The 24,371-nt window shown below is 57.7% G+C and carries 25 protein-coding genes and 1 pseudogene; 15 read left to right on the forward strand and 11 right to left on the reverse strand.

Annotated elements, in window-relative coordinates; all coding sequences use genetic code 11:
- Nucleotides 1-97: 97 nt before the first annotated feature.
- The 3 genes from MMG91_RS19830 to MMG91_RS19840 form a co-directional block, all read right to left on the reverse strand.
- Complete coding sequence (locus tag MMG91_RS19830; protein ID WP_310660467.1) at nucleotides 98-2,653, reverse strand: LuxR C-terminal-related transcriptional regulator; 2,556 nt, start codon at nucleotides 2,651-2,653, stop codon at nucleotides 98-100.
- 140 nt (nucleotides 2,654-2,793) lie between these two features.
- Nucleotides 2,794-4,161, reverse strand: a complete 1,368-nt coding sequence (locus MMG91_RS19835; RefSeq protein ID WP_305448251.1) for a DUF1329 domain-containing protein — start codon at nucleotides 4,159-4,161, stop codon at nucleotides 2,794-2,796.
- A gap of 23 nt (nucleotides 4,162-4,184) precedes the next feature.
- Nucleotides 4,185-5,978 carry a DUF1302 domain-containing protein gene (locus tag MMG91_RS19840; protein ID WP_310660468.1) on the reverse strand — a complete coding sequence of 598 codons (1,794 nt, stop codon included), beginning with the start codon at nucleotides 5,976-5,978 and terminating at the stop codon, nucleotides 4,185-4,187.
- Nucleotides 5,979-6,861: 883 nt separating this feature from the next.
- On the opposite strand from MMG91_RS19840, the gene MMG91_RS19845 reads away from it, so the two are divergent.
- The 4 genes and pseudogenes from MMG91_RS19845 (at nucleotide 6,862) to MMG91_RS19855 (ending at nucleotide 8,812) form a co-directional block, all read left to right on the forward strand.
- On the forward strand, nucleotides 6,862-7,473 hold the full coding sequence (locus MMG91_RS19845; RefSeq protein ID WP_310660469.1) for a hypothetical protein: 612 nt from the start codon (nucleotides 6,862-6,864) through the stop codon (nucleotides 7,471-7,473).
- Nucleotides 7,463-7,669: pseudogene (locus MMG91_RS28995) on the forward strand (HNH endonuclease signature motif containing protein); the annotation flags it as partial. The gene MMG91_RS19845 and the pseudogene MMG91_RS28995, both read left to right, overlap by 11 nt.
- Complete coding sequence (locus MMG91_RS19850; protein WP_310660470.1) at nucleotides 7,662-7,928, forward strand: bacteriocin immunity protein; 267 nt, start codon at nucleotides 7,662-7,664, stop codon at nucleotides 7,926-7,928. The pseudogene MMG91_RS28995 and the gene MMG91_RS19850, both read left to right, overlap by 8 nt.
- A 257-nt stretch (nucleotides 7,929-8,185) precedes the next feature.
- The gene (locus MMG91_RS19855; protein ID WP_310660471.1) at nucleotides 8,186-8,812 is read left to right on the forward strand and encodes a hypothetical protein; all 627 of its coding nucleotides are present in this window, start codon (nucleotides 8,186-8,188) and stop codon (nucleotides 8,810-8,812) included.
- Between the two features lie 51 nt (nucleotides 8,813-8,863).
- Here MMG91_RS19855 and MMG91_RS19860 read toward each other — a convergent pair whose 3' ends face one another.
- The 4 genes from MMG91_RS19860 to MMG91_RS19875 form a co-directional block, all read right to left on the reverse strand.
- Nucleotides 8,864-9,772 (reverse strand): SDR family oxidoreductase, encoded by a 909-nt coding sequence (locus MMG91_RS19860; RefSeq protein ID WP_310660472.1) that lies wholly within the window; start codon nucleotides 9,770-9,772, stop codon nucleotides 8,864-8,866.
- 111 nt (nucleotides 9,773-9,883) lie between these two features.
- On the reverse strand, nucleotides 9,884-10,786 hold the full coding sequence (locus MMG91_RS19865; RefSeq protein ID WP_310660473.1) for an alpha/beta hydrolase: 903 nt from the start codon (nucleotides 10,784-10,786) through the stop codon (nucleotides 9,884-9,886).
- A complete protein-coding gene (locus tag MMG91_RS19870) occupies nucleotides 10,787-11,569 on the reverse strand; it encodes a class II aldolase/adducin family protein (RefSeq protein WP_310660474.1) in 783 nt (260 codons plus the stop codon).
- A gap of 174 nt (nucleotides 11,570-11,743) precedes the next feature.
- A complete protein-coding gene (locus tag MMG91_RS19875) occupies nucleotides 11,744-12,199 on the reverse strand; it encodes a flavodoxin (protein ID WP_305448244.1) in 456 nt (151 codons plus the stop codon).
- Nucleotides 12,200-12,302: 103 nt separating this feature from the next.
- Here MMG91_RS19875 and MMG91_RS19880 point away from each other — a divergent pair, with 103 nt between their 5' ends.
- Both MMG91_RS19880 and MMG91_RS19885 read left to right on the forward strand, forming a co-directional pair.
- Nucleotides 12,303-12,779, forward strand: a complete 477-nt coding sequence (locus MMG91_RS19880; protein WP_310660475.1) for a PAS domain-containing protein — start codon at nucleotides 12,303-12,305, stop codon at nucleotides 12,777-12,779.
- A gap of 54 nt (nucleotides 12,780-12,833) precedes the next feature.
- A complete protein-coding gene (locus MMG91_RS19885) occupies nucleotides 12,834-13,439 on the forward strand; it encodes a hypothetical protein (protein ID WP_305448242.1) in 606 nt (201 codons plus the stop codon).
- A gap of 3 nt (nucleotides 13,440-13,442) precedes the next feature.
- Here MMG91_RS19885 and MMG91_RS19890 read toward each other — a convergent pair whose 3' ends face one another.
- A complete protein-coding gene (locus tag MMG91_RS19890) occupies nucleotides 13,443-14,402 on the reverse strand; it encodes a MerR family transcriptional regulator (RefSeq protein WP_310660476.1) in 960 nt (319 codons plus the stop codon).
- A 199-nt stretch (nucleotides 14,403-14,601) separates the two neighbouring features.
- Here MMG91_RS19890 and MMG91_RS19895 point away from each other — a divergent pair, with 199 nt between their 5' ends.
- From MMG91_RS19895 to MMG91_RS19925, 7 genes are all read left to right on the forward strand, one after another.
- Complete coding sequence (locus MMG91_RS19895) at nucleotides 14,602-15,171, forward strand: antibiotic biosynthesis monooxygenase (protein ID WP_310660477.1); 570 nt, start codon at nucleotides 14,602-14,604, stop codon at nucleotides 15,169-15,171.
- An 82-nt stretch (nucleotides 15,172-15,253) separates the two neighbouring features.
- Nucleotides 15,254-15,964, forward strand: a complete 711-nt coding sequence (gene folM, locus MMG91_RS19900; protein ID WP_310660478.1) for a dihydromonapterin reductase — start codon at nucleotides 15,254-15,256, stop codon at nucleotides 15,962-15,964.
- 22 nt (nucleotides 15,965-15,986) lie between these two features.
- A complete protein-coding gene (folE, locus tag MMG91_RS19905; RefSeq protein ID WP_305504577.1) occupies nucleotides 15,987-16,562 on the forward strand; it encodes a GTP cyclohydrolase I FolE in 576 nt (191 codons plus the stop codon).
- A 2-nt stretch (nucleotides 16,563-16,564) separates the two neighbouring features.
- Complete coding sequence (gene folX / locus MMG91_RS19910; protein WP_007942179.1) at nucleotides 16,565-16,936, forward strand: dihydroneopterin triphosphate 2'-epimerase; 372 nt, start codon at nucleotides 16,565-16,567, stop codon at nucleotides 16,934-16,936.
- Nucleotides 16,937-17,004: 68 nt separating this feature from the next.
- Complete coding sequence (locus MMG91_RS19915) at nucleotides 17,005-17,301, forward strand: DUF1244 domain-containing protein (RefSeq protein WP_018927179.1); 297 nt, start codon at nucleotides 17,005-17,007, stop codon at nucleotides 17,299-17,301.
- Nucleotides 17,294-17,632 carry a HopJ type III effector protein gene (locus MMG91_RS19920; RefSeq protein ID WP_027924562.1) on the forward strand — a complete coding sequence of 113 codons (339 nt, stop codon included), beginning with the start codon at nucleotides 17,294-17,296 and terminating at the stop codon, nucleotides 17,630-17,632. Before MMG91_RS19915 ends, MMG91_RS19920 begins: the two co-directional genes overlap by 8 nt.
- 126 nt (nucleotides 17,633-17,758) lie before the next feature.
- Entirely contained in the window at nucleotides 17,759-19,009 is a 1,251-nt protein-coding gene (locus MMG91_RS19925; RefSeq protein WP_310660479.1) for an aspartate aminotransferase family protein, read from the forward strand.
- Between the two features lie 184 nt (nucleotides 19,010-19,193).
- Here MMG91_RS19925 and trxB read toward each other — a convergent pair whose 3' ends face one another.
- On the reverse strand, nucleotides 19,194-20,150 hold the full coding sequence (gene trxB / locus MMG91_RS19930) for a thioredoxin-disulfide reductase (protein ID WP_008070552.1): 957 nt from the start codon (nucleotides 20,148-20,150) through the stop codon (nucleotides 19,194-19,196).
- A gap of 315 nt (nucleotides 20,151-20,465) precedes the next feature.
- Here trxB and cysZ point away from each other — a divergent pair, with 315 nt between their 5' ends.
- Nucleotides 20,466-21,221, forward strand: coding sequence for a sulfate transporter CysZ (cysZ, locus tag MMG91_RS19935; protein WP_305423481.1), 756 nt, complete (start codon nucleotides 20,466-20,468; stop codon nucleotides 21,219-21,221).
- Nucleotides 21,222-21,261: 40 nt separating this feature from the next.
- Nucleotides 21,262-22,461: a glycosyltransferase family 1 protein gene (locus MMG91_RS19940; protein WP_305448236.1), complete on the forward strand. Its 1,200-nt coding sequence runs from the start codon at nucleotides 21,262-21,264 to the stop codon at nucleotides 22,459-22,461.
- A 112-nt stretch (nucleotides 22,462-22,573) separates the two neighbouring features.
- Here MMG91_RS19940 and MMG91_RS19945 read toward each other — a convergent pair whose 3' ends face one another.
- Nucleotides 22,574-23,677: an NADH:flavin oxidoreductase gene (locus tag MMG91_RS19945; RefSeq protein ID WP_305448235.1), complete on the reverse strand. Its 1,104-nt coding sequence runs from the start codon at nucleotides 23,675-23,677 to the stop codon at nucleotides 22,574-22,576.
- A 207-nt stretch (nucleotides 23,678-23,884) separates the two neighbouring features.
- Complete coding sequence (locus MMG91_RS19950) at nucleotides 23,885-24,367, reverse strand: glutathione peroxidase (RefSeq protein ID WP_305504573.1); 483 nt, start codon at nucleotides 24,365-24,367, stop codon at nucleotides 23,885-23,887.
- Nucleotides 24,368-24,371: the final 4 nt, after the last annotated feature.

The raw sequence follows: 24,371 nt of genomic DNA on the forward strand, positions 1-24,371 counted from the left end.
TAGCATTCAAATTATTAACAACAGAAATAAAACATTTCGACACTCAACCCAACACAATTCGTAACCTTTCCCGCCCTGAATATATGTATCAACTTAATTATCCACACCCGCCCAACAACCTCGCCTTTGCAACGGCTTGCGTCCTGCGCACAACACCCAACTTCCCATGAATTCTTCTTACATGAGTTTTTACCGTATGCAATGAAATAAATAATTTCTCGGCAATCTGCTGATTGGAATGTCCCTGTGCAACCAACTCAAGCACTTCCGTTTCACGTCTACTCAATAGTTGGCTATCGACGACGGGCACAGCTTGCTCGAATGTCAACTCCACCTCCGTTATAGCTTTCAACAAATGAGGCTGACGCAACAGTAGTTCCTGCTGAGCCTGTTTCAGATTGCAGTGTTTGACTAGCTCCAGACCTGCGAGTAGCGAATCGAGCATCAAGATGCGCTCGCCCGTTAACCATGCCACTTCGGCCACCGCAAAATGCAGCTCTGCTTCCAGCCCACGCATCCCGCTGTGTTGCGCCTGATCTAACAGAGCCTGTAAGCGGACAACAGAATCGTCTGTTTGCTTCAAATGAAATTGCGCCAATATCAACTGATACTCGACGCGCGCAATCAACTGCAGTGTGGCAGGTGGGGCCTGTCGAGCCTGCGGTCCGCGATAGTGCCGCAGCACACGACTCAACGCTTCATGGGCCAATTCGGGGCGTCCCTGTTGCAACCAGAAATGACTACTGACCTGCAACAGCACGCCACGGTAGACCCCGTCCGGAATCTGCCATTGTTGCATCAGCCGTTCGGCGTCACGCAGATGGACAAAAGCCTGGCCATAGTCGCCTCGATTGGCGGCCAGTTGCGCCTGACCGAGAAAGCCGTATAACACCCGTTTATCGTGGCTGCGTAAGCAATCCTCCACCCCGGTCTGAAAGAACTCGCCTGCACGTTCGTCCTGTCCCTGGAGCAGGGCCAGTCGCCCTCGGCGTAACGCAATTCGCCCCAGTAACGGCGTGGGCCGATCAGGCTGCCGGCTGAGTAATTCATGCATATTGGTCAGCAGACTTTCGGCCCGCAGCGCCGCGCCCCGTTGCTCCAGCAATTGCGCATGATCGAGTTCCAGCAAACCTTCGAACACCAGAGAACCCTGGGCTCGCGCCAGGCACAACGCCTCACGGTTTATGGCCTGGGCCACGTCGAGCTCGCCCCTGAGCAGCGCCTGTTGCGTCAAACCGGACAGACATATCAAACGCACGGTCCAGAGGTCCGGACCGAGCTCGCTCAGTGCGTCGATAAAATGCGCGCGCGAGCAGTCCATACGCCCCTGCAAATGCAATAACCAACCCTGTTGCGCTCGCCATCGTGCGATCAACTGCTGCTGCAGAAGTGCTGACGGCTGCGGCATGAAGCGCGACAAATGTGCGATGCAATCGGTCGCCTGTTCGAAACGTCCGGCGAACAACAGCGCAGCTGTAATCAATCCGACCAATTGCGGGCTGCCCAGCGTCAGTTCCCCGCCTTGCTGCTCATGCAAACGCAACAACAACACCACCGTCTGCTCCTCGAACAAATGCTCGAAACTGAAGTGTTGCAACAGGCTGACCGCCACTTCGTATTCCTCGGCGAGCAATGCCTGTTCGAAGGCCGACTTCCAGTCCTGTTCGGCACAGAACCATTGGCAGGCGCGGCGATGCCAGGAGCGACCCGCCGGCCATTGCTCATCGCGCAACAACTGAGTGAACGGGGTGAAAATCTGTAGCCAGTCGGTGGAGTCTTTCCAAGGTTCGATAAAGCAACCCAGCGCTTGCAAGGTCCGCAAGTACTGAGCGCCCTCCCCGGCCCCGAACAGGTGATCGCACAGCCGGGCATTAAAGCGTGGCAAGTGAGCCAGTACGCGCCAGACCTCGCTCAGCTCAGGCGTCAGCGAGCTGAACAACTCATGCTCCAGGTAATCGAGCAAGGTGTCCGCCCGTCCCAGGGGTTTGTCCTGACGCGACCAGTCGCACTTGTGCAGCAATGCAATCCGCACACCGGCACACCAGCCGCCGGTGCGCTGGATGATGCGACTCGCCACCTTACTGGCCTGCTCCGGTACCCAGGGCTGCAATATCTGCTCGACTTCACCTGGAATGAATGCCAGCGAGGCGCTTTCGCAGTCGTACAACTCGTCATCGAGCAGCAATCTTGGCCAGTTGCATTGCGGCCGGCGACGAGCACCCAACCACCAGGTCAGCATCGGACTGCTGATTGCCAGCATACGATCCAGTAACTGGTCCAGCTCCGGATTCGGCAGGCGGCAATAGTCATCGAGAAACAGCCAGGTCGGCGTCTGCAATCGCGCCAGGTCACCCAGCAATCCGGTTTCATCCGATGAGGCCAGCCCCAGCGTCTCTGCCAGACGATGACGAAAATCCGCCGCGCTCGACGCCACCCCGGACAATGGCAACCAATGCACTCGACACTGGGTTGGCGCCTGCAACAGGCATTCGGCGAGCAGCGCGCTCTTGCCACTGCCGGCGGGTGCACAGAGCAATTTAACCCGTGCCGTTGAGGCCAGTAACGGTTCGCTCAAGCGAGCCCGCGACAGGTGATGAGAGGACAGGCGGGGCAGGAATCCAGAACGGTCCAGACACGGAGTCATGGCGGTCATTGCGGCGTGCCTTTTTATAATTGTCCGGCCACCCTAGCCCTCTCCAACCCGCTTGTTGAGAAGTATTCAGGACGCTGATTGGCGCCCATAAAAAAGGCGACCCGCAGGTCGCCTCTCGTGATGCCGATGTATCAAAACCCTTACCGAACACCCTCGGCGCGCAGGGCCGACGGGGTGTAGTCCGCAGACTTGGCGTCGAAGCCGAATTCGAAGCTGTGCTTCTCTTCGTTCTTCATTCCCAGGGCAATGTATCGACCGGCAATGATGTCGTAGAGCGCCTCCAAGGTGTAGGCCGGAGTCTGGTGATCGTAGTAATACTGGGCGTGACCTTCGCCCACCCGCCACAGTTGACCGCGACCGTCGTAATGATCCGCCAGCGCCACTTGCCAGCTGTCTTCATCGAGGTACATATGGCGTTTGGCGTAGATGTGTCGCTCGCTCGGCTTGACCGTGCCGACCACTTCCCAGACCCGGTGCAACTCGTAGCGGGTCAAGTCCTGGTTGATGTGCCCGGCCTTCACCACGTCATCGTACTTGAGGCTCGGCGAGTCGAGTTTGTAGCTGTTGTAGGGAATGTACATTTCCTTTTTGCCGATCAGTTTCCAGTCGTAGCGATCCGGTGCACCGGAGAACATGTCGAAGTTATCCGAGGTGCGCAGGCCGTCAGCGGCGGTGCCCGGACCGTCGTAGGCCACTTGCGGCGCACGACGTACCCGACGTTGACCGGCGTTGTAGATCCACGCCAGCCGCGGCTCTTTCACCTGATCAAGGGTTTCGTGCACCAGCAGCACGTTCCCCGCCAGCCGCGCCGGCGCGGTCACCGACTGCTTGAAGAAGGTCAGCACGTTGGCGGCTTTGTCCGGGTCCAGATCCTTCATCAGTTGCGGTACGGCGATTTCTTCCTCGAAGCGGATCGACGTGTAGCTGCCGTTGGTCTGCGGGGTCACCTGGGTGATGATGCGTCGCTGATTGCCGCCGTGGTAACGGGTGATGTGGTTCCACAGCACCTCGACGCCGTTCTTCGGAATCGGGAATGCGTAGTAGCGGTTGCCGGTGAAATTGGCCAGACCGTTACCGTCGTTGATGCTGGTCACGTTCAGCGCGCTGCGCTTGGCCGATTCGTAGATTTCCGGCGGCAGGGCCACGGTGCGATGGGTCGGGTAGACCGGGATCTTGTAGGTTTCCGGGTAGCGTTTGAACATCGCCACCTGGCCATCCGAAAGCTTGTCCTTGTACTTATCAACAGTCGCGGCGGTGATGGTGAACAACGGTTTTTCGCTGGCGAACGGGTCAGCCAGGAAGCCTTTGCCATCGACTGCACCGGCGTTTTTCGGGATGCCACCGGTCCAGGCCGGGATCGAGCCGTCGGCGTTGCCGGCCTTCTCGGCGCCCAGTGGCGTGAGTGTCGCGCCAAGCTTGTTGGCTTCTTCCGGCGAGACTGCCGCCATCACGTTGGCGGCCAGCAGGCTCAGGGCCAGGGCGCCGCATTGCAGAATCATCTTGCGCATTAACATCATCCTTCTCAGCCAGATCAGAAGTTCATACCGAAGCTCAGCGCCAGGAAGTCACGGTCTTCCAGGACGTTGTAGTCACCGCCGAAGAAGTCGGTGTAACTGAGGCTCGCGGTATAGGTGTTGCGGTAATCGGCATCGACACCGACGCTGACCGCTTTGGCGCCTTCGTTGAACAGCCCGTTGGGACCGTAACCGGCGACGTCATGGGACCAGGACAGGTTGGGTTTGAGGTTGATTCCGCCGATCACGTTGGCGTAATCGAGAATCGCCCGGGCGCGGTAGCCCCAGGAAGTTGAGGTGACGAAGCCATCGGTATCGCCACCGAAACCGTACTGGCCATAGACCGAATCACGGCCATAACGCAGCTTGCTCCGCGACTCCAGACCACCGACTCGTACCACCGCAGCTTCACCGACCAGGGTCAATCGTTGGGCGCCCAACACTTGGTCGAAGAAGTGCGTCAGGGTGCTTTGGACCTGGGTCACTTCCTTGCGGCGGTAACCGGTGTTGTCGGCACCTGGCCGGGTCGCGACAGGCGATGCGGCGCCGCCCGCGATCGGGTTAAGCAACGCCAGGGTCAGGTCGTTGGTGTTGACCTGCACCGGAGCGTTGGGCCGGTAACTGATTTCGCCGGTCCAGGCAGTGCCGGTGGGTAAAGTGGTGGAGAAGCTCGCACCGTACAGACGAATGTCTTCCGGGTATTCGAGGTAATACTGGCCGCGCCCGAGCATCACGCTTTGCGCCAGGCCCGAACCACTACCCGGGGCCAGACGGTTGGCAATGCTGACCATGCCCGGCAGGCTGGCCAGTGTCGACAGTCCGGCGGTGGTGGTGCCGACGGTCGGTGTGCGACTGTGGTAATTCATGAAGTAGAGGCCGTATTCGGTGTCGTCACCGAGCCAGCGCAAGGCTGTGCCCCACTGCCCCGAATCCCGGGCATCGCGGTCGCCGCCGCGAGGAATGATCACACCCTCGCGGGAGACCTGTATCGGTTGGCCAAAGGCTGCCGCCAGCGGCGCCAACGGGGCAATCGCCGGGCTGCCGACGGTGTAACCGGTGTTGCAACCGTCCGCCGCCACGTCGACGCCGAAGAAGGTGCCGCAGTTGTCGAGAACCGTCTGATCCCACTCCAGTTGGTAGAAACCTTCCACCGTGAGCTGGTCGGTCAGGCCCTGAGAAGCGAACAGCATGTTCACCGGAATCAGGCCTTCCTTGATCTCCGCGCCAGGGCGCCGGAACGCGGAAACGTCGACCGGGTTGATGCTGTTGATCGAGTTGCCGATGAAGGTACTTTCACCCCAGCTGACCACCTGTTTGCCGGCGCGCACGGTGCCCGGCAGATCGGCAATGGAATAATTGTGATAGACGAATGCATCGAGGATCTGCGCGCCCGAAGACTTGGCGCCCTCTTTGCGGCCGTTGTCACTGATCTGCTTGAACTCACGGTCTTCGTCCTTGAGCTCGAAGTCGTACCAGTACTTGCCACGGACGAACACACCCGTGTCGCCGTACTTCAATTCAAGGTCGTGGATACCTTTGAAGATCTTGGAGAAGGTCTCGCCTTTCTTGAAGTTCAGGCGTCCGTCGTCACCGGTCGAAGATTGGCCGGTCCCGCCATTGACGGTGCCCACCAGCGACTTGTCGGCATCGCGCATGCCCCAGCTCGCGCCGACGGACAACGAGGAATCGAACTGCCCCTCGATTTCGCCGATGTTGAATGAAACCGCCTGTGCCTGGGCACAGCAACCCAAGGCCACCGCAGCGGCCAGCGCTTGCGGTTTGAAGATGGCGCGCATTGTTGTTTTTGTCATGCGTCTTCCCCGGTGAGTGACAGAAGGCCCCACCCTACTGCCGCGCGCCGGGAGCGATAAGCGCACCAAGGAGGTATTCGCGTTGTACCTCCAAAGGATGAATGCCCGCATGGGACGGGGGTTTGCGCAGGGTATGGATGGGCTGGATGGAGGGTTATCAGCGCAGCGCATGGGACATGGATGAAGCAAGACGTGTAGCTGCTGCCGCTGGCTGCGTTCGCTGGTAGCAGCTGCCGAGCTCGCGAGGCTGCGTTCGGCTGCGCAGCAGCCGCAAAATCAGGCACTGCGTTCCGTCAGGCACATTGTGGATTCAGGGTTTACGACTGCTTCGCAGCCGAACGCAGCCTTCGGCAGCTGCTACAGGGGTCAGCCTGCGACTGTTGCTGAGACTGCAACAGTGCATGTCTGGAATCGCTATTTTTCCTTTGCGCTCAAGCCCTTATTCTTGCCGGGCTTTCACGGCAAACGGCCTGAAAGCATGAAGCGACGGGGATGATAGCCCCCCCGTTGGCGACAGTATCCAGATGATTTGAAGCGTATTTTTTCGACTCATCGCCCCGTGTTCACTGACGTTGATTTGTTGCTCCTTGATCCAACGTCTTACTTTGGCCGCTGCGTTTGCAGCGGCCTTTTTTATGGGTGATGGATTTGTCTGGCAATCAGGCTTTGTACGCGTGTTATTACAAGATGCTTCTCCATTTCAGGCAAGAAACTTCTCGATTCCTACATAAACGTCGGAAACGCTCACCTGCCCGGCTTTTACGATGGAATTTATAGTCTTTCTCGGCGCCCTGGATGGCGCTGACACACAGGACCATAAACGGCCGTCATCATTTGGATGCCGGCATGGCTATTCCAGTATTGCAATCGAAAGGAATTCGATATGCCGCAAGAAAAAAACATCCTTGTTAATAGAGGTATACCTCGCAAGCCTTCATCGCCTTTTGGTTTCGGATTTGGCGCCGGGGGCGCATCAGGGCCCGACCACTCCGATCGTGGATATGACTTAATGGATTCCGCCACTGATTGGCTGAATGACAACAATGCTTATACCGAGGAACTCTTCAACGAAAACATCAAGAACATCTTTCATATAACCGATGCCGAACTCGCAAAGACAAGAGCGGCTGTTGCTACTGTGATCCCCCCTGGAACCGATGCTCTTGAGATTGAGTTACGGACGCTTAAGCTGCAACTTTTCAAAGCAAGGACAGATCATCAAGAACAGATAAGAATAGCCAATCTTTATTATGGCCATGACCCACTGACCAAGGGTTTCGAGGCCCCCGCGGGTCGTCGCTCAGGGCAAATGGGTTATTACAGAGCAGTAGAAAAATGGAATATCTCTTACGCCGCAGCTTACGAGGCGAAGTTCCTGGCCGAGCAGATAAAGCTATTGGACGCCCGCTTAACCACACAAAACAGCATTTCGCCGGGTATTCTGGAAGGCTGTAGCAAAAGAACAGTCATTAGTTGCTCAATTCACTACAATTAACAGGGCTGATATTAGAAGAGGTCTTTCACCTAGCACGCGTTTTTCAGAACAAGTTGGCGGAAGAAAGAAAATTGAAATCCACCATATAAAGCCGATCAATGAGGGCGGTTCAGTTTACGACATGACCAACCTGACACTATTAACACCAAAGCAACACATCGACACCCACTCCAAAAAGGAGAAGCGTCATGATTAAACTTAAGAAAAAATTCGAAGATTACACAGAACTAGAGTACGCCAGCCTTATCAACAGATTATTTGAAGGCGATTACTCATCAGAAAAAGAACACGACGCAATCGTTGACAACATAGTAGACACTTCGGAACACCCGAACGGATCTGATATTTTGTATTATCCGGAAGATGGCGTCGAAGACAGTGCTGCCGGAGCACTAAATGCCATAAAACAATGGCGAGCGGCAAACGGAAAGCCAGGATTCAAACCTGAGCAATAAAAATTAATGGGAGCAGGCTATAGGTGCTTGCTCCCTCATACCGCTTAGTCGACAAAAGTCGTGAAAGCTACATCCCACCGTTCTGTACGAAACATCCTTTATTTGGCCAGCAATGTTCTGACTGACATCTACTCCTGCAATTATTCACACAATAATGCAGGCATACGCTTACTCACCTACCAGACACGTCTCTTCGCAAGCTGGTGTACGTTAATTACTCGGCAAAAACTAAAAACTCTTTGCAGCGAGCGCAACGTATGACGGATAGAGACAAAGCTGAATCGGAAGAAATGTATGCCATTGCAAGAAGTGGCTCGGGTGCTGACAGCATCATGGTTCAGCGCCTGAAGGACACTCTGGAGGGCAAATTTGAGATGACCGATACCGACCGGCGCTTCTATGCACATACTCTTCGTGTGATGGTAAGACTTAGAGCCATGGGCATTCCTGATGATTTCATACCGAAGAAAAATGCTTCCCTCTGGAACGATGTTCATACTGCAGCGCTTGAGGATTTCAAACTCGGCAACGACGAAAGACTTCGTTATACGGACGAAGCCATTGAGGCCGCCAAACGGCAGGAAATTCTGGCTTTCGAAGGAGGTTGTGGATCGAAAACATCATTAGCGAAACTCGAACAAGCTGTCCGAAACGAATCTGTAAGAGATCTGCTATCAGTGTTGGCTATCGGCTTGGCATTCCCCTCGATTGACATGCTGTTTGGGCGTTATCGCTTCGAAGTGATCGCCCGTGGTGAGCTGTGCAAGACTTACGAGGAGCTATTCGAGGAGGGCATATTGGCTGAGGGCGATTTGGCTATTGCTATCAAAGGCCCACACTGGAAAGCGCCAAAATTCGTGACTGAAAAAAAATACGAGCGATAGCCAAATAGGCCACCCAATCACCTGCCGTCGACTGGGTGACCTCAAACCTCATTACGAATACCTCTGCAAGTTCTCCATCATTTCCTTCAACGCCTCAATATTGTCCTTCGGATGCGCCGCGCCTTCGAAATCACAGATCTGCTCCCAATGCGCCGCCACATCTTCCGGTGAAAAACCCACCCGCGGATCAAACCCTGCGCCCAGGCTACGCTCCCAGCGCACCTTGCCCATCCAGCCGCCACCCACTTCGAACAGCCCGGACGTTTCCTGGCACTGCTCGCTGGCCAGGTACACCACCAGCGGGCTGACCAGTTCCGGTTTGAGTTGTTCGAACACTTGCGGCGGGATCAGGCCTTCGGTCATGCGGGTGCCGCCGGTCGGGGCGATGGCGTTGACCAGAATGTTGTTCTTGCGGCCTTCGATGGCCAGTGTTCGGGTCAGGCCATAGAGACCGAGTTTGGCCATGCCGTAGTTGGACTGGCCGAAGTTGCCGTAGATGCCCGAAGTCGACGCGGTGAAAATCACGCGTCCATAGTTTTGCTCGCGCAGGTGTGGCCAGGCGGCGCGGGTGACCTTGTAGGCGCCTTCGACGTGGACGCGGTAAACCAGGTCCCAGTCGCTGTCGTCCATTTTGTGAAAGGTCTTGTCCCGCAGGATGCCGGCGTTGTTCACCACAACATCGACACGGCCGAATGTGTCGAGGGCATTCTGGACGATTTTGTCACCGTCGGTGACGGAGTCATGGTTCGCCTCGGCGGTACCGCCCGCTTCACGAATCTCCGTTACCACACGATCGGCCGCCGAAGCATTGGCGCCTTCACCTTGAGCCGAACCGCCGAGATCATTGACCAGCACTTTGGCGCCCTGTCTGGCGAACAGCAACGCATGCGCCCGCCCCAAGCCGCCGCCCGCACCGGTGACAATCACCACTTTATCTTCGAAGCGCACAGACTCATTCATGGGAAACTCCAGCAGGCCAAGGGGACAATGAGTGCGAGTGTCAGGCACGGGGCTGCCGGTCACAATAAACACGGGGGCGGCTGAATGGTGCACGATAAGGCAGCGGGATAATCAGGAACACGCCACTTTGAGCGGCGGTGAAACCAGCCGGTCGCGAAACTCCAGATAGTGCTCGAGCACCTGCGCCGGCGCTTCGATCTGCGGGTAATGGCCGATCTCAGGCAGCAGCACGGTGTCCGGGTCGGGAATCAGTTGCCGATAGCGTGCCACCATGTGCGCGCCGGACACCGGATCGACCTCGCCATCAATGACCCGTAGCGGCACCTCGCCGCGCTGCATGGCGCTGACCCAACGTTCACGCTGGACACGGCGCTGCGGGATATAGCCGATCAATTTGTGCATGATCCGTTGCCCGCGATTGCTGTCGACCAGGCTCCAGAAATCATCCAGTTCACTTTCCGTGGGCCGGGTCTTCGGACCGAACACCTGCTGAAAACTCTTCACCAGCGCGTCACGGGTAAAGGCTCGCCCGATCATCCAGCCCAAGGGGCTGAGCAGGAGTTTTTGCATCAACACCGGGCGATGGGTTTCGGGAAACAGCCCGCCATTGAGAAACACGCAACTGGCGATATCAGCGCGCGTTTCATAGTGCCGGGCCAGCAGTTCCTGGGCCACGCTGTCGCCATAATCATGTGCCAACACGTGAACGGGTTGCTCAACGTTCAGATGCGCCAGCAAGGCCTGTTGCAGATCGGCCTGTTCCAGCAGGCTGTAGTCGTGACTCACCGGTTTGGCCGAATCGCCGAAGCCGAGCATGTCGCAGGCAATCACCCGATAGCGCTGCGCCAGCGGTTGCCACAGGTAATGCCAGTCCCAACTGGCGGTCGGGAAGCCATGGATCAGCAACAGCGGCTCGCCCTGCCCCGCGGCCCAATAGCGGATAGTCTCACCGCGAAATACGAACGTCTGGCCGCATTTGCGCCAGACACACAGGGGAATCTCGGCGAGGGCCATTTAGAGTTTATAACCCGGGTCTTGTTTATCGAGTTTGCGCAGCAGCGCCGGCCAGGCCAGCGCGCCGCCCATCCCTTGAGCACTTTTGGTGACACCGGCGATCATCGCCTTGGCGCCCGCCAGAATCTGCGGTTCGATGGCGATCAGCTCCGCACCACCGTTCTGCGCCAGCACCTGAATCTCGCAGGCGCGCTGGAAGGTAAACATCATCAGGAACGTGTCGGCGATGGTGCCGCCACAGGTCAGCAGACCGTGGTTGTGCAGCATCAGGAAATTGTTTTCCCCAAGGTCGGCTTGCAGCCGCGCCTTCTCTTCATGGTTCAGCGCAACGCCTTCGTAGGCGTGATAGGCCAGGCTGGACAGAACAAACAAGGACTGCTGGCTGATCGGCAAGATGCCCTGCTTCTGCGCCGAGACCGCCACCCCTGCTGCCGTATGGGTGTGCAGCACACATGCGACGTCATGACGGACTTCATGCACGGCGCTGTGGATGGTGTAACCCGCCGGGTTGATCTCGTAAGGACTGTCCATCAACTTGTTGCCGGCCTGATCGACCTTGACCAGGCTCGACGCAGTCATTTCATGGAACATCAGCCCGAAGGGGTTGATCAGGAAGTCTTCAGTGCCCGGCACCTTGGCGGAAATATGCGTGAAAATCAGATCATCCCAGCCATGCAGGGCGACCAGACGATAACAGGCAGCCAGATCGAGGCGGGTCTGCCATTCGGCGGCACTGACCTGGTCTTTGATACTGTGTGGCGATTGGACGGGGGCTACGCTCACGGCATGAATTCCCTTTTTTATTTTTCTGCTTTTTATTGTTTTTGCTGCGTTACAGCAGTCTAGTCAGCCCCCGGACTTCGTGTAGTTGCATTGGCAGCCAGCTTGATGGCCGAGCGAGTCAGTGCGCGGGTGAGTCTGGATCCATCTCAGAGCACTGCCGCCAATAAAGGCCAGTCAGTCCCGCAGAACGCTGACCAAGTCTGCCAGCCAAGGCTCGGCGTCGGTTTCCGGCGTCACGGTTTCGCTGGCGTCCAGTCGCAGCATCGGCAGGACTTCGCGCACGCCCAGTTCGCCAAACAATTCACGCATTTGCTCACCGCCGCCGCAGAACGTATCGCCATAACTGGAGTCGCCCAAACCGATCACCGCGCCCGGCAAGCCACGCCAGGCGGCGGGCAATTGATCGCGGATGGCGAAATACAACGGCTGCAGATTGTCCGGCAACTCGCCCATGCCGGTGGTCGAGGTCACCGCCAGAAATGCTTCGGGGCCAAACGCCTGAACATCGGCGAGTGTCGCGCGGGGGTTGTGCCAGGTTTCAAAACCGGCGGCGTTCAAAATGCTTGCAGCGTGGCGGGCGACTTCTTCAGCCGTGCCGTACACCGAGCCGGAAAGGATGGCGACTTTCATCAATCTGATCCTGAATCTAAATAAAAGTACGAGATATTAACAGCACCGCCCTCATTGATCTTTTAGAATGCAGTGTATCAATCCATACGCAAAGGACTCTGCGATGATCAATGCCTCTCTACTGCAAATGGTGATCGACGCTTCCAACGACGGCATCGTGATTGCCGAAAAGGAAGGCGAGCAAGACAACATCCTGATTTACGTTAACCCGGCATTCGAACGCCTGACCGGTTATAGCAGCGAAGAAATCCTTTACCAGGATTGCCGTTTTTTGCAGGCAGGAGACCGGGATCAGGCATCCCTCACCTTGATTCGGCAGGCGTTGGACAGTGGTGGCTCCTGCCGGGAAATCCTCAGGAATTACCGCAAGGACGGCACCCCGTTCTGGAACGAACTGTCGCTTTCCACGGTAAAAAACCCGCACGACGGGCAGACCTATTTCGTCGGGGTGCAGAAAGACGTCACGGTTCAGGTCAAGGCGCAGCAGCGAGTCGCGCAGCTGGAAGCGCAATTGGCCGAGGCACAGGCAGAAATAGTCGCACTCAAAACGACGAACGGCTCAAACCAAACAGCGAATTAATGGTCATTTACTACAATCACCGATGACTTTGTAATTATTCCTTTCGAGCAAATCATGCAGCGCGACGCACTCCTGACGCAGGATGAGCTGGATTTTATCCAGAACATGCAACACAACCCGCAACTCAATGTGCGGGATGCGACGTCGAGCCTGCTCGTCAACGGTGGTTCGCAGATTCGTGATTTGCTCACACGCCTGGCCGCTCATGAGCAAGTCACCATCCAGGCCACTTTCGAAAATCAGCAAATGACCTTCCCGCTGCACCTGGTGGAAGATGAATTTCACGCCATGCATCTACGCCTCGGCGTCCCCAGCATTTATGAAGACGGGCCGATGATCCGGCCATGGCGCCTGGCGCTCGAAGAACCCGTGGCGCTGGAAAATGCCAAGGGGCAACCCGGCACGATGTGGGTGCACGAAATATCGTTCAAAGGGGTATTGTTGGAAGTTCGCAACAAAACCAAGGCGCCAAAGCATTTCGCGTTGTGGTTCAGCCCGTCAGGTTATGAGCGGATTGCGTTGCGCGGCACCTTCGAGCGTGAAACCGAGCAGGGTTTCTACGCTTATGAGTTGAGCCAGAGCGACAAGGACGAAACCGAACGTCTGCGTCAGTACATCCTTCAGCAGCATCGTCTGACTCATCCTTCACTGCATATCTGAATCTCAGGTATCCAGGTTTCCTGCCAGGAATTGTTTCAGACGCTGGCGCATCAATAACCCCTCGTTTCCCAGGCAACCAACCGACGATCCACCCAGGCTCTCCTGCGCCAGATCCGACGCGTCTCCTGCCAATAACACCTGACAATCCACACTCATGGCCAGACGATTTAAACGTCGAGGCAGTTCGCTGGCCGGTGCGTGACTAGAAACCAGCACCAATGCCTTGGGTTTGATCTTCTCACAGATCAGAATCAACTCGTCGAAAGGCTGACCAATCGCCAACAACTGAATAGCCGAATCGACACTGCTCAGATACAGCGCCGTGAGCAGCACTTCGAGTTCACGACATTGGTCGGCCAAGGCGCAGACAATCACTCGTCGCGGTTGCATGACTCGCACCAGCAGCAAGCGTTGCAACACTCGAGCACGTAGAAAACCATCCAGAAAAAGCCACTCGCTCGTCTGACCGAATGCTTCATGGCGTTGTAGCAATAACTTCCAGATCGGAATCAGAATGTCCTGAAACACCACGGTCAGCGGGTAACTGGAAAAAATCTGACCGTAGACGAGCTCCAGTTGAACTTCGTCAAAAGCACTCACCGCGGTCTGGACCTGCTGCTGCCATCGGTCGTAATCGGTCTGAACGAGTTCATTGGGGATGATCTGTGCCAATACTTTGAGCGGTTCAGTCTTGGCCAATATTTTGCCGACTTTGCTGACCGCGACACCGCGTTCGATCCAGCCGACGATGCTGCGAACACGTTCGATATCAGTCATTGAATACAAACGGTGCCCACTTTCGGTGCGGGTGGGTTGTATCAAACCATAACGCCGCTCCCATGCGCGTAGCGTGACCGGGGTGACCCCTGTCAGGCGCGATACCTCACGAATCGGAAACAGTTCTTCTCGAATCAGGGGGGTGATGGAAGGCAAGCCAGGTGCAAGGTCGGTCACCACAGGCATTAAGAATTACGTCCATGTATAAATTTGGATCCATTCTAACGCTATTGCACCAGCAGCATTCAACGCGTCGTTGAAGATTTTGGTACTTAAGTCCAAGGTATAATCCTTGCTTGTTCCCAGACGCAGCCCACCTATCCCGGCGTTGTGTCCAGCGAAAGCTCCTACCCGGAGCGACGCATTTGTAATACGGAGATACAAAATGTCTACCTCACCCGTCACGCTGATGGTTGCGCGCCGCGTCGCCAATGGGCGTTATCAGGACCTCATGGCCTGGTTGCGCGAAGGCGAACAACTGGCCACCGACTTCCCCGGTTACCTCGGCTCTGGCGTGCTCGCTCCGCCGCCCGACGATGACGAATTCCAGATTATCTTTCGCTTCGCCGACGAGCAGACCATGCACGCCTGGGAGCATTCCGCATCACGCACTGCCTGGCTGGGACGTGGCGGTGATCTGTTTGCCAACCCTTCGGAACATCGGGTCAGTGGCATCGATGGCTGGTTCGGCGCGGTCGGCCAACGCCCCCCACGCTGGAAACAGGCCGTGGCGATCTGGCTGGCGTTCTTTCCGGTGTCCCTGTTGTTCAACTTTGTATTGGGGCCTCTACTGGCTGAGACTGGTTTGCTGACCCGCGTGTTTGTCAGCACCCTGTGCCTGACGCCATTGATGGTGTATTTCTTCATTCCGCTGTCGACGCGCCTGCTGGCCGGGTGGCTGCACACCCCATCGGCGCGTCCGATGCCCGCAGCATCCACCACCCAAAATCAATAACCGCTTTGACGCCATCGCAGGACGTAGGTGAACAACTCCCGTCGCTGGTATAGTTTTGCTCTTACCGCGACGCGAGCCGTTCATGACCTCTTCCGCAGCCCCAATCCTCATCACCGGTGCCGGCCAGCGTGTCGGCCTGCACTGTGCGCAGCGTTTGCTCGAAGACGGCCATTCGGTCATTTTCAGCTACCGCAGCGAACGGCCTGGTGTGCAAGCCCTGCGCGATCTGGGGGCGAGCGCGGTGTTTGCGGATTTTTCCAGCGAGGCCGGAATCCTCGCGTTCATCGGCGAACTGAAAAACCACACCGACAGTTTGCGGGCGATTATCCATAACGCCTCCGAATGGCTGGCCGAAACCCCGGGCACCGAAGCCGCAGCCTTCACCCGCATGTTCAGCGTGCACATGCTGGCGCCTTACCTGATCAACCTGCACTGTGCCGACTTGCTCAAACGCTCGAGCCCCGCCGACATCGTGCACATCAGCGATGACGTGACTCGCCGGGGCAGCAGCAAGCACATCGGCTACTGCGCCAGCAAAGCCGGGCTCGACAGCCTGACGCTGTCCTTTGCCGCGAAATACGCGCCCGACATCAAGGTCAACGGTATCGCCCCAGCCCTGCTACTGTTCAATCCCGACGACGACGCGGCGTACCGCGCCAGGGTTCTGGCCAAATCGGCACTGGGCATCGAGCCCGGCAGCGAAGTGATCTACCAGAGCCTGCGCTATTTGCTAGACAACCCTTATGTCACCGGCACGACCCTGACCGTCAACGGCGGACGGCACGTCAAATAAGCCGCTCCCGCGAGGATGTCCCATGACGTTATTCCTGCCCCAGAACACCCTGTCCCAGAACTATCGCGAGATCCTGATCGGCCTCGGTGAAAACCCCGACCGCGAAGGACTCCAAGACACTCCGGTTCGCGCCGCCAAGGCGATGCAATACCTGTGTCATGGTTACGAACAAAGTGTCGAAGAAATCGTCAACGGCGCGCTGTTTGCCTCAGACAACGATGAAATGATCATCGTCGACAACATCGAGCTGTACTCGCTCTGTGAACATCACATGCTGCCCTTCATCGGCAAGGCTCATGTGGCTTATATTCCAACGGGCAAGGTGCTGGGGCTGTCGAAGATTGCGCGGCTTGTGGATATGTTCGCCCGCCGACTGCAAATCCAGGAAAACCTCACCCGGCAAATCGCCGATGCCGTGCAGCAAGTGACCGACGCCGCCGGTGTCGCGGTGGTCATCGAAGCCCAGCACATGTGCATGATGATGCGCGGCGTCGAAAAACAGAATTCGACCATGAACACCTCGGTGATGCTCGGCGCCTTCCGCGAGTCGAGTAACACCCGCCAGGAGTTCCTGCAATTGATTGGACGGAGCAAGTAGCAATGCCACAACTTCAACCAGGAATGGCACGCATCCGGGTCAAGGACCTGTGTTTGCGAACTTTCATCGGGATCAACGAGGACGAAATCCTCAACAAGCAGGATGTGCTGATCAACCTGACCATCCTGTACGCCGCCCAGGATGCAGTGCGTGACAACGATATCGATCACGCGTTGAACTACCGCACCATCACCAAGGCGATCATCGCCCACGTGGAGGGCAATCGCTTTGCCCTGCTCGAGCGCCTGACTCAGGAATTGCTGGACCTGATCATGGCCAACGAGTCGGTGTTGTACGCCGAAGTCGAAGTCGACAAACCCCATGCCTTGCGCTTCGCCGAGTCGGTATCGATTACCCTGGCCGCGAGCCGCTGACCGCGTCTGGCGCATCGGTCGCCAGGCTTTTATCATCCGCGCCACGATTTGATTGCACAGAGCCCATCATGAACGATCAACAACGCCTGGAACTTGAAGCCGCCGCCTTTCGCCGGCTGGTTGCCCACCTGGACAGCCGCAAGGACGTGCAGAACATCGACCTGATGAACCTCTCGGGTTTCTGCCGCAACTGCCTGTCCAAGTGGTACAAGGCCGCCGCCGATGAACGCCAGATCGACGTCAGTCTCGATGAAGCCCGCGAAGTGGTTTACGGCATGCCGTACGCCGAGTGGAAAGCCCAATACCAGAAAGAAGCCAGCGCCGACCAGCAAGCGGCGTTCGCCAAAGGAAAACCCAATGAGTGATTTGAACACCCTGCGCGCCAGCCTCAAGAGCGGCGAACACGCTTTCGCCGATACCCTGGCATTCATTGCCGCCGGTTACGACTATCAACCCCAGGCGTTCAATAACGGCGGCGTCGAAAATGCCGCCGGGCAGAACGAAGGTTCGTGCAAGACCCTGGGTCTGGCATTGCTGGAAGGTCTGAGCGATGAAGAAGCGCTATTGGCATTTGGCGAGCATTACCGCTCGGTGGTGGCCACGCCGGAAGGCAGTGACCATGGCAATATCCGCGCGCTGATCGCCCATGGTTTGGCCGGTGTGAAGTTCACTCAGCAGCCGCTGACTCGCCGCTAAAAGCTTTTTGTAGGAGCACCACATCCCGACTTTTAATATTGACCCGGCAACTTTATTTCGTTTGCCGGGCACCGCTGCTCGCGGCTTAGATAAAAAGAAGAAACCCTTCTTCTGAGTCCGGTATCCATGAGCAGCGAAAACATCAGTCGGTCAATCAACATCGTTCATCCCGTCACGCTCAGCCATGGCAAAAACGCCGAAGTCTGGGACACCGATGGCAAACGCTACATCGATTTTGTCGGTGGTATCGGTGTGCTGAACCTCGGCCATTGCCATCCGCGCATCGTCGAGGCCATTTGCGAACAGGCCACCCGGCTGACCCACTACGCGTTCAACGCCGCTCCCCATGCGCCTTACCTCGAACTCATGGATCGCCTGACGGCGTTTATTCCGGTGGATTACCCGGTCAGCGGCATGCTCACCAACAGCGGTGCGGAAGCGGCGGAAAACGCCCTGAAGATCGTCCGTGGCGCCACCGGTCGCACGACAGTCATCGCCTTCGACGGCGCCTTTCACGGTCGCACGCTCGCCACCCTCAACCTCAACGGCAAAGTCGCGCCCTACAAACAGAAAGTCGGTGTGCTACCGGGGCCGGTGTTTCACCTGCCCTTCCCCAGCAAAGACAATGATGTGACCTGTGCCGAGGCCCTGAAAGCCATGGAGCGGCTGTTCAGCGTCGAGATCGATGTTGATGACGTGGCCTGTTTTATCGTCGAACCGGTGCAGGGCGAAGCGGGTTTCCTGGCGATGGATGTGGAGTTCGCCCAAGTGCTAAAGCGTTTCTGTGATGACAAAGGCATCCTGCTGATCGCCGATGAAATCCAGTCCGGCTTCGGCCGCACCGGCCAGCGGTTTGCGTTCTCGCGACTGGGCATTGAGCCGGACCTGATCCTGCTCGGCAAAAGCATTGCCGGCGGCGTGCCGCTGGGTGCGGTTGTCGGGCGCAAGTCGCTACTCGATAACTTGCCCAAGGGCGGATTGGGCGGCACCTATTCGGGCAACCCCATCGCCTGCGCCGCCGCGTTGGCGACCCTGGACGAAATGACTGACGCGCACCTGCACGCCTGGGGCGCGCAACAGGAAGAAGCGATTGTCAGCCGCTACGAATCCTGGCGAGCCCGCGAACTGTCACCGTATCTGGGCCGCTTGACCGGCGTCGGTGCCATGCGCGGCATCGAGCTGATCAATGCCGACGGCACACCGGCCTCGGCGCAACTGACACAGCTACTGGCTCTCGCGCGCGATTCGGGCTTGCTGCTGATGCCCAGCGGCAAGTCGCGACACATCATTCGGCTGCTGGCGCCGTTGACCACTGAGGACGCGGTGCTGGAGGAAGGGCTGGATATCCTTGAGGCGTGCCTGAAGAAATTGGCTTGAGCATAAAAGTCGACGGACATCCTGTGGGAGCGGGCTTGCCCGCGATAGCGGTGGGTCAGGCGACACTAATGTTGACTGATAAATTGCTATCGCGGGCAAGCCCGCTCCCACAGGCTTACTGCATTTATCTGAAGGCACAAAAAAACCGGCCGAAGCCGGTTTTTTACTTTCTACAGAATCAGAATCAAGCGTTCTGCAGATCGTCCAAGTAGCGCTCGGCATCCAGTGCCGCCATGCAGCCGGCGCCGGCCGAGGTGATGGCTTGACGGTAAACGTGGTCAGCCACGTCACCGGCGGCGAAGATACCTTCGAGGTTGGTCGCAGTGGCGTTGCCGTCACGGCCGCCCTGCACAACCAGGTAGCCGTCTTTCAACGTCAGCTGGCCTTCGAACAACGAAGTGTTCGGGGTGTGGCCGATCGCGATGAACACGCCGTCGACTTTCAGCTCGTCGAAGCTGCCGTCGTTGTTCTTCAGGCGAGCACCGGTCACGCCCATGTTGTCGCCCAACACTTCGTCCAGGGTCGAGTTCAGCTTCAGGACGATCTTGCCTTCGGCAACCCGGGCATTCAGCTTGTCGATCAGGATCTTCTCGGCGCGGAACGTTTCGCGACGGTGGATCAAGGTGACGGTGCTGGCGATGTTGGCCAGGTACAGGGCTTCTTCCACAGCCGTATTACCGCCACCCACCACAGCCACTGGCTTGTTGCGATAGAAGAAACCGTCGCAGGTCGCGCAGGCCGAAACGCCTTTGCCCATGAATGTTTCTTCCGACGGCAGGCCCAGGTAACGGGCGCTGGCGCCGGTGGCGATGATCAGGGCGTCGCAGGTGTAAGTCGCGCTGTCGCCAATCAGGGTGTACGGCTTGGCGGCGAAGTCCACGGCATTGATGTGATCGAACACGATCTCGGTTTCAAAGCGCTCGGCGTGCTCTTTCATCCGCTCCATCAGCGCCGGGCCGGTCAGGCCATGGACGTCGCCCGGCCAGTTGTCGACTTCGGTGGTGGTGGTCAGTTGACCGCCAGCCTGCATGCCAGTGATCAGCAGTGGCTTGAGGTTGGCACGGGCAGCATAAACCGCGGCGCTGTAACCGGCAGGGCCGGAACCGAGAATAATCACTCGCGAATGACGAACTTCAGACATGACCTGCTCCTGTTGACCGGGCCCGAAACACTGGGCGCGGAACGCCGGATTGCCGGCGGGAATAAAAAAGGACCGTTGAAAGCACTTGGGGAAGGCTTGGGCTCGACAGTCCTGTAAAAGAATGGGTGCAGCGTATCGAGGGGGCGAAGATTAAGGAAATACGGTTTAACAATCCAGCTCATAGGCGGTCTCTATGTCGTTGTCGCGAATTTATAGACGCCTTTGTTACAGTGAATGTCGATGCTGCTACCGCGCTTTCGCCTGTCAGGCAAAGCCGGTAAGGTCGGCGCGTTTACCCTTTGCTCGGAGCACGTTATGCCCGCCCCCGTTCTGTCTGGCCCGCAATACCTGCGCGAGGGCCTCAAGCTGGTCCTGAGCCCAAGCCTGCGCTTGTTCGTGTTATTGCCGCTGGCGATCAACCTGGTGCTGTTCGTCGGATTGATCTATCTGGCTGGCCATCAATTCAGTATGTGGGTCGATACGCTGATGCCGTCCCTGCCCGATTGGCTGAACTTCCTCAGCTACATCCTCTGGCCGATATTCGTCGTGTTGGTGGTGTTGATGGTGTTTTTCACCTTCACCATGCTGGCCAACGTCATCGCCGCGCCATTCAATGGCTTCCTGGCGGAAAAAGTCGAAGTAGTAGTGCGAGGCACCGACGACTTCCCGGCCTTCAGCTGGGGCGAACTGATCGCCATGATCCCGCGCACCCTGTCCCGGGAAATGCGCAAACTCGGCTACTTCCTGCCCAGGGCCATCGGGCTGTTCATCCTGTCGTTCATCCCGGTGGTCAACATCATCGCCGCGCCGCTGTGGCTGTTGTTCGGGGTGTGGATGATGGCGATCCAGTACATCGACTACCCGGCGGATAACCACAAACTCGGCTGGAACGAAATGCTCGCCTGGCTGCGGCAGAAGCGCTGGCAGAGCCTCGGCTTCGGCGGGAGCGTGTATCTGGTGTTGCTGATTCCGGTGGTCAACATTCTGATGATGCCGGCGGCCGTGGCTGGGGCAACGCTGTTCTGGGTGCGTGAGCGTGGCGCGGAAAATCTGGTGGCAGAGCGCCGTTAATCGCGTCACAAATCCATCATCCCACCGTCACAATGACGACATGGCCTCAGCCGACACTGAGGTCATGACGACAACTCTGCATATCACCCTGATCACCGAAACCTTCCCTCCGGAAATCAACGGCGTGGCCAATACCCTTGGCCGCTTGTTCGACGGTTTGCGCGCGCGTGGGCATCAGGTCGAGTTGGTGCGACCACGTCAGGGTGGCGACCCGCTCATGGGTAGCAACGATGAGTTGCTGTTGTGTCGAGGCTGGCCGCTGCCAGGTTACCCCGGCCTGCAATGGGGTCAGTCGTCGATGCACAAGCTGCTGCGGCGCTGGAAACGGCATCGCCCGGACGTGTTGTACATCGCCACCGAAGGACCGCTGGGGTTGTCGGCATTGCGCGCGGCACGGCGCTTGGGGATTTCCGTGGTCAGCGGCTTTCATACCAATTTCCAGCAGTACTCCAGCCAGTACGGCCTCGGGCTGCTGACGCGGTTGCTGACTCACTACCTGCGCTGGTTTCACAATCGCTCGACCCTGACCCTGGTGCCCAGCGCCAGCCAGCGACTGGAACTGGAACGCCGCAGCTTCGAGCGCCTGGCGTTGCTCTCTCGAGGCGTCGACAGCCAGTTGTTTCATCCAGCCAGACGACTGAAATCACTGCGCGAGCAATGGGGACTGGCCCAGGATGATATTGCCTTCATCCACGTAGGACGCTTGGCCCCGGAGAAGAATCTTGGCTTGCTCAAGTGGTGTTTCGACACGCTGAAACTGACTTATCCACAGCGAAACATGAAATTGATTGTGGTCGGTGACGGTCCGCAACGATCGATGCTGGAAAAGGAATTGCCCGAAGCGATTTTCTGCGGCTCACAACGCGGCGAAGCCTTGGCCAGTCACTATGCGTCGGGGGATGTGTTTCTGTTTCCAAGCCTGACCGAAACCTTCGGCAATGTGGTGCTTGAAGCATTGGCCTCAGGCTTGGGGGTGGTGGCGTACGATCAGGCCGCGGCGGCTCAGCATATTCGCCATGGCTACAACGGCGTACTGGCAATGCCCGGGGATGAACAAGCGTTCTGCGATGCGGCACGTTGGCTGCTGGAGGAGCGCGAAACCTTGCGCTGCGTGCGCCTTAATGCGCGCCAGCATGCGAGCCGTCAGGGGTGGGCGGCGATTATCGAGCAGTTCGAGGGGCAGTTGCGCGGGGCTTGTGTTGGGGAGTTGGTGGTTCCTGATGCACAGACATTACCCTGAAAAGCTTCGCGGGCAAGCCTCGCGCCTACAGGGTTTGTATCGGGTCAAAAGAGTGTGACCGACACTAACCTGGAGCGAGGCTTGCCCGCGAAGAGGCCCGCCCGGATGCCGCTTAAACCAGCGTCATCAACGCCTCACGGCTGAACGGCAGAATGTCCTGCTCACGACCGTCCCGCACTTTCTGCGCCCAGTCCGGGTCCACCAGCAATGCACGCCCCACTGCCACCAGATCGAACTCGTCGTTGTTCAAACGCTCCAGCAGTTTTTCCAGGCTGGCCGGTTGGGCGATCTTGTCGGTGTTGACCATGAATTGCAGGAACTCGCCGTCCAGGCCAACGCTACCGACGGTGATAGTCGGCTTGCCGGTGAGCTTGCGGGTCCAGCCGGCCAGGTTCAGCTCGGAGCCGTCGAACTCCGGCTCCCAGAAACGCCGCGTCGAGCAGTGGAAAATGTCCACGCCGGCATCGGACAATGGCTTGAGGAACTCACCCAAGGCTTCCGGGGTTTGCACCAAACGCGCGGTGTAGTCCTGCTGCTTCCACTGGGAGAAACGGAAGATGATAGGGAAATCCTCACCGACTGCTGCACGTACCGCCTGAATCAGTTCGATGGCGAAGCGCGAACGGTTTGCCAGGCTGCCACCGTATTCATCGGTACGCTGGTTGCTGCCTTCCCAGAAAAACTGGTCCACCAGATAACCGTGGGCACCGTGGATTTCCACGCCGTCCATGCCGATGCTCTGAGCGTCTTTGGCAGCTTGGGCGAACGCGGCAATCACCTCCTGAATATCTTCCTTGGTCATGCCGTGAACCACGACCTGACCGTCCTTCAGCTTTTCCGACGGGCCGTAACCCGGCACGCTGGCGTCCGGCTCGGTGCCGATGCGGCGCACGCTACCCACATGCCACAGTTGCGGAACGATCTTGCCGCCTTCGGCATGCACCGCATCGACGACTTTTTTCCAGCCGCCCAACGCCGCTTCACCATAGAAGTGCGGCACGTTCGGGTAGCCGTTGGAGGCCTTGTGACCGACAGTGGTGCCTTCGGTGATGATCAGCCCAACCCCGGCGGCGGCGCGACGACGGTAGTACTCGATCACTTTGGAATTGGGCACGCCGCCCGGCGAAAACGAGCGGGTCATCGGCGCCATGACGACGCGGGTCGGCAACTCGAGAGCGCCTAGGTGAAAAGGCTTGAACAGGGCTTTGACAGGCATGGGACGCTCCACGGGATATCGACTTTATGACGGCGATAATATGGAGCACGCAGCGTAATGAACAGCACTATTGATTGCAGTGATTAAGATAAAAAAACAGGAAGTATTGTAGGCGCGAGGCTTGCTCGCGAAGGCGTCAGGCCAGTCAGCGAAGATGTCGACTGACCGACCGCTTTCGCGGGCAGCCTCGTTCCTACAGAGGGGAACTCAGCTCAGCGCTTTTTCGATCGCCTGGATGACAGAAGAATCATCCGGCGCCGTACGAGGCGAGAAACGCGCCAGCACGCGACCGTCCTTGCCTAACAGGAATTTCTCGAAGTTCCAGGTGATGTCGCCCGGGAACTCCGCGCCCTCGCCCGCCAGCAGGCGATACAACTGATGACGCTCGTGACCGTTGACTTCCAGCTTGCTGGACAACGGAAAGGTCACGCCATAGTTGAGGCTGCAGAATGCCTGGATCTCCTGCTCGGTGCCCGGTTCCTGCCCGGCAAACTGGTTGCACGGCAAGCCCAGCACACTGAACCCCTTGTCCTTGTATTGCTGATAGAGTTTTTCCAGCGCCGCGTACTGTGGGGTCAAACCACATTTGGAGGCGACGTTGACCACCAGCACGACACGCCCCTTGAAGGGCGCCAGAGGTAGCTCCTGACCATCCAGGGCTGTCAGTTTAAGGTCGTGAAAAGCACTCATGACG

This window comes from Pseudomonas sp. JL3, assembly GCF_031570575.1.
Taxonomy (GTDB): Bacteria; Pseudomonadota; Gammaproteobacteria; order Pseudomonadales; family Pseudomonadaceae; genus Aquipseudomonas; species Aquipseudomonas cucumis.

Excerpts from the sequence above, each read along its gene's own strand:
- MMG91_RS19830 (WP_310660467.1), bottom strand. The coding sequence starts at position 2,653 with ATGACCGCCATGACTCCGTGTCTGGACCGTTCTGGATTCCTGCCCCGC.
- MMG91_RS19835 (WP_305448251.1), bottom strand. The coding sequence starts at position 4,161 with ATGCGCAAGATGATTCTGCAATGCGGCGCCCTGGCCCTGAGCCTGCTG.
- MMG91_RS19840 (WP_310660468.1), bottom strand. The coding sequence starts at position 5,978 with ATGACAAAAACAACAATGCGCGCCATCTTCAAACCGCAAGCGCTGGCC.
- MMG91_RS19845 (WP_310660469.1), top strand. The coding sequence starts at position 6,862 with ATGCCGCAAGAAAAAAACATCCTTGTTAATAGAGGTATACCTCGCAAG.
- MMG91_RS19850 (WP_310660470.1), top strand. The coding sequence starts at position 7,662 with ATGATTAAACTTAAGAAAAAATTCGAAGATTACACAGAACTAGAGTAC.
- MMG91_RS19855 (WP_310660471.1), top strand. The coding sequence starts at position 8,186 with ATGACGGATAGAGACAAAGCTGAATCGGAAGAAATGTATGCCATTGCA.
- MMG91_RS19860 (WP_310660472.1), bottom strand. The coding sequence starts at position 9,772 with ATGAATGAGTCTGTGCGCTTCGAAGATAAAGTGGTGATTGTCACCGGT.
- MMG91_RS19865 (WP_310660473.1), bottom strand. The coding sequence starts at position 10,786 with ATGGCCCTCGCCGAGATTCCCCTGTGTGTCTGGCGCAAATGCGGCCAG.
- MMG91_RS19875 (WP_305448244.1), bottom strand. The coding sequence starts at position 12,199 with ATGAAAGTCGCCATCCTTTCCGGCTCGGTGTACGGCACGGCTGAAGAA.
- MMG91_RS19880 (WP_310660475.1), top strand. The coding sequence starts at position 12,303 with ATGATCAATGCCTCTCTACTGCAAATGGTGATCGACGCTTCCAACGAC.
- MMG91_RS19885 (WP_305448242.1), top strand. The coding sequence starts at position 12,834 with ATGCAGCGCGACGCACTCCTGACGCAGGATGAGCTGGATTTTATCCAG.
- MMG91_RS19890 (WP_310660476.1), bottom strand. The coding sequence starts at position 14,402 with ATGCCTGTGGTGACCGACCTTGCACCTGGCTTGCCTTCCATCACCCCC.
- MMG91_RS19895 (WP_310660477.1), top strand. The coding sequence starts at position 14,602 with ATGTCTACCTCACCCGTCACGCTGATGGTTGCGCGCCGCGTCGCCAAT.
- folM (WP_310660478.1), top strand. The coding sequence starts at position 15,254 with ATGACCTCTTCCGCAGCCCCAATCCTCATCACCGGTGCCGGCCAGCGT.
- folE (WP_305504577.1), top strand. The coding sequence starts at position 15,987 with ATGACGTTATTCCTGCCCCAGAACACCCTGTCCCAGAACTATCGCGAG.
- folX (WP_007942179.1), top strand. The coding sequence starts at position 16,565 with ATGCCACAACTTCAACCAGGAATGGCACGCATCCGGGTCAAGGACCTG.
- MMG91_RS19915 (WP_018927179.1), top strand. The coding sequence starts at position 17,005 with ATGAACGATCAACAACGCCTGGAACTTGAAGCCGCCGCCTTTCGCCGG.
- MMG91_RS19920 (WP_027924562.1), top strand. The coding sequence starts at position 17,294 with ATGAGTGATTTGAACACCCTGCGCGCCAGCCTCAAGAGCGGCGAACAC.
- MMG91_RS19925 (WP_310660479.1), top strand. The coding sequence starts at position 17,759 with ATGAGCAGCGAAAACATCAGTCGGTCAATCAACATCGTTCATCCCGTC.
- trxB (WP_008070552.1), bottom strand. The coding sequence starts at position 20,150 with ATGTCTGAAGTTCGTCATTCGCGAGTGATTATTCTCGGTTCCGGCCCT.
- cysZ (WP_305423481.1), top strand. The coding sequence starts at position 20,466 with ATGCCCGCCCCCGTTCTGTCTGGCCCGCAATACCTGCGCGAGGGCCTC.
- MMG91_RS19940 (WP_305448236.1), top strand. The coding sequence starts at position 21,262 with ATGGCCTCAGCCGACACTGAGGTCATGACGACAACTCTGCATATCACC.
- MMG91_RS19945 (WP_305448235.1), bottom strand. The coding sequence starts at position 23,677 with ATGCCTGTCAAAGCCCTGTTCAAGCCTTTTCACCTAGGCGCTCTCGAG.
- MMG91_RS19950 (WP_305504573.1), bottom strand. The coding sequence starts at position 24,367 with ATGAGTGCTTTTCACGACCTTAAACTGACAGCCCTGGATGGTCAGGAG.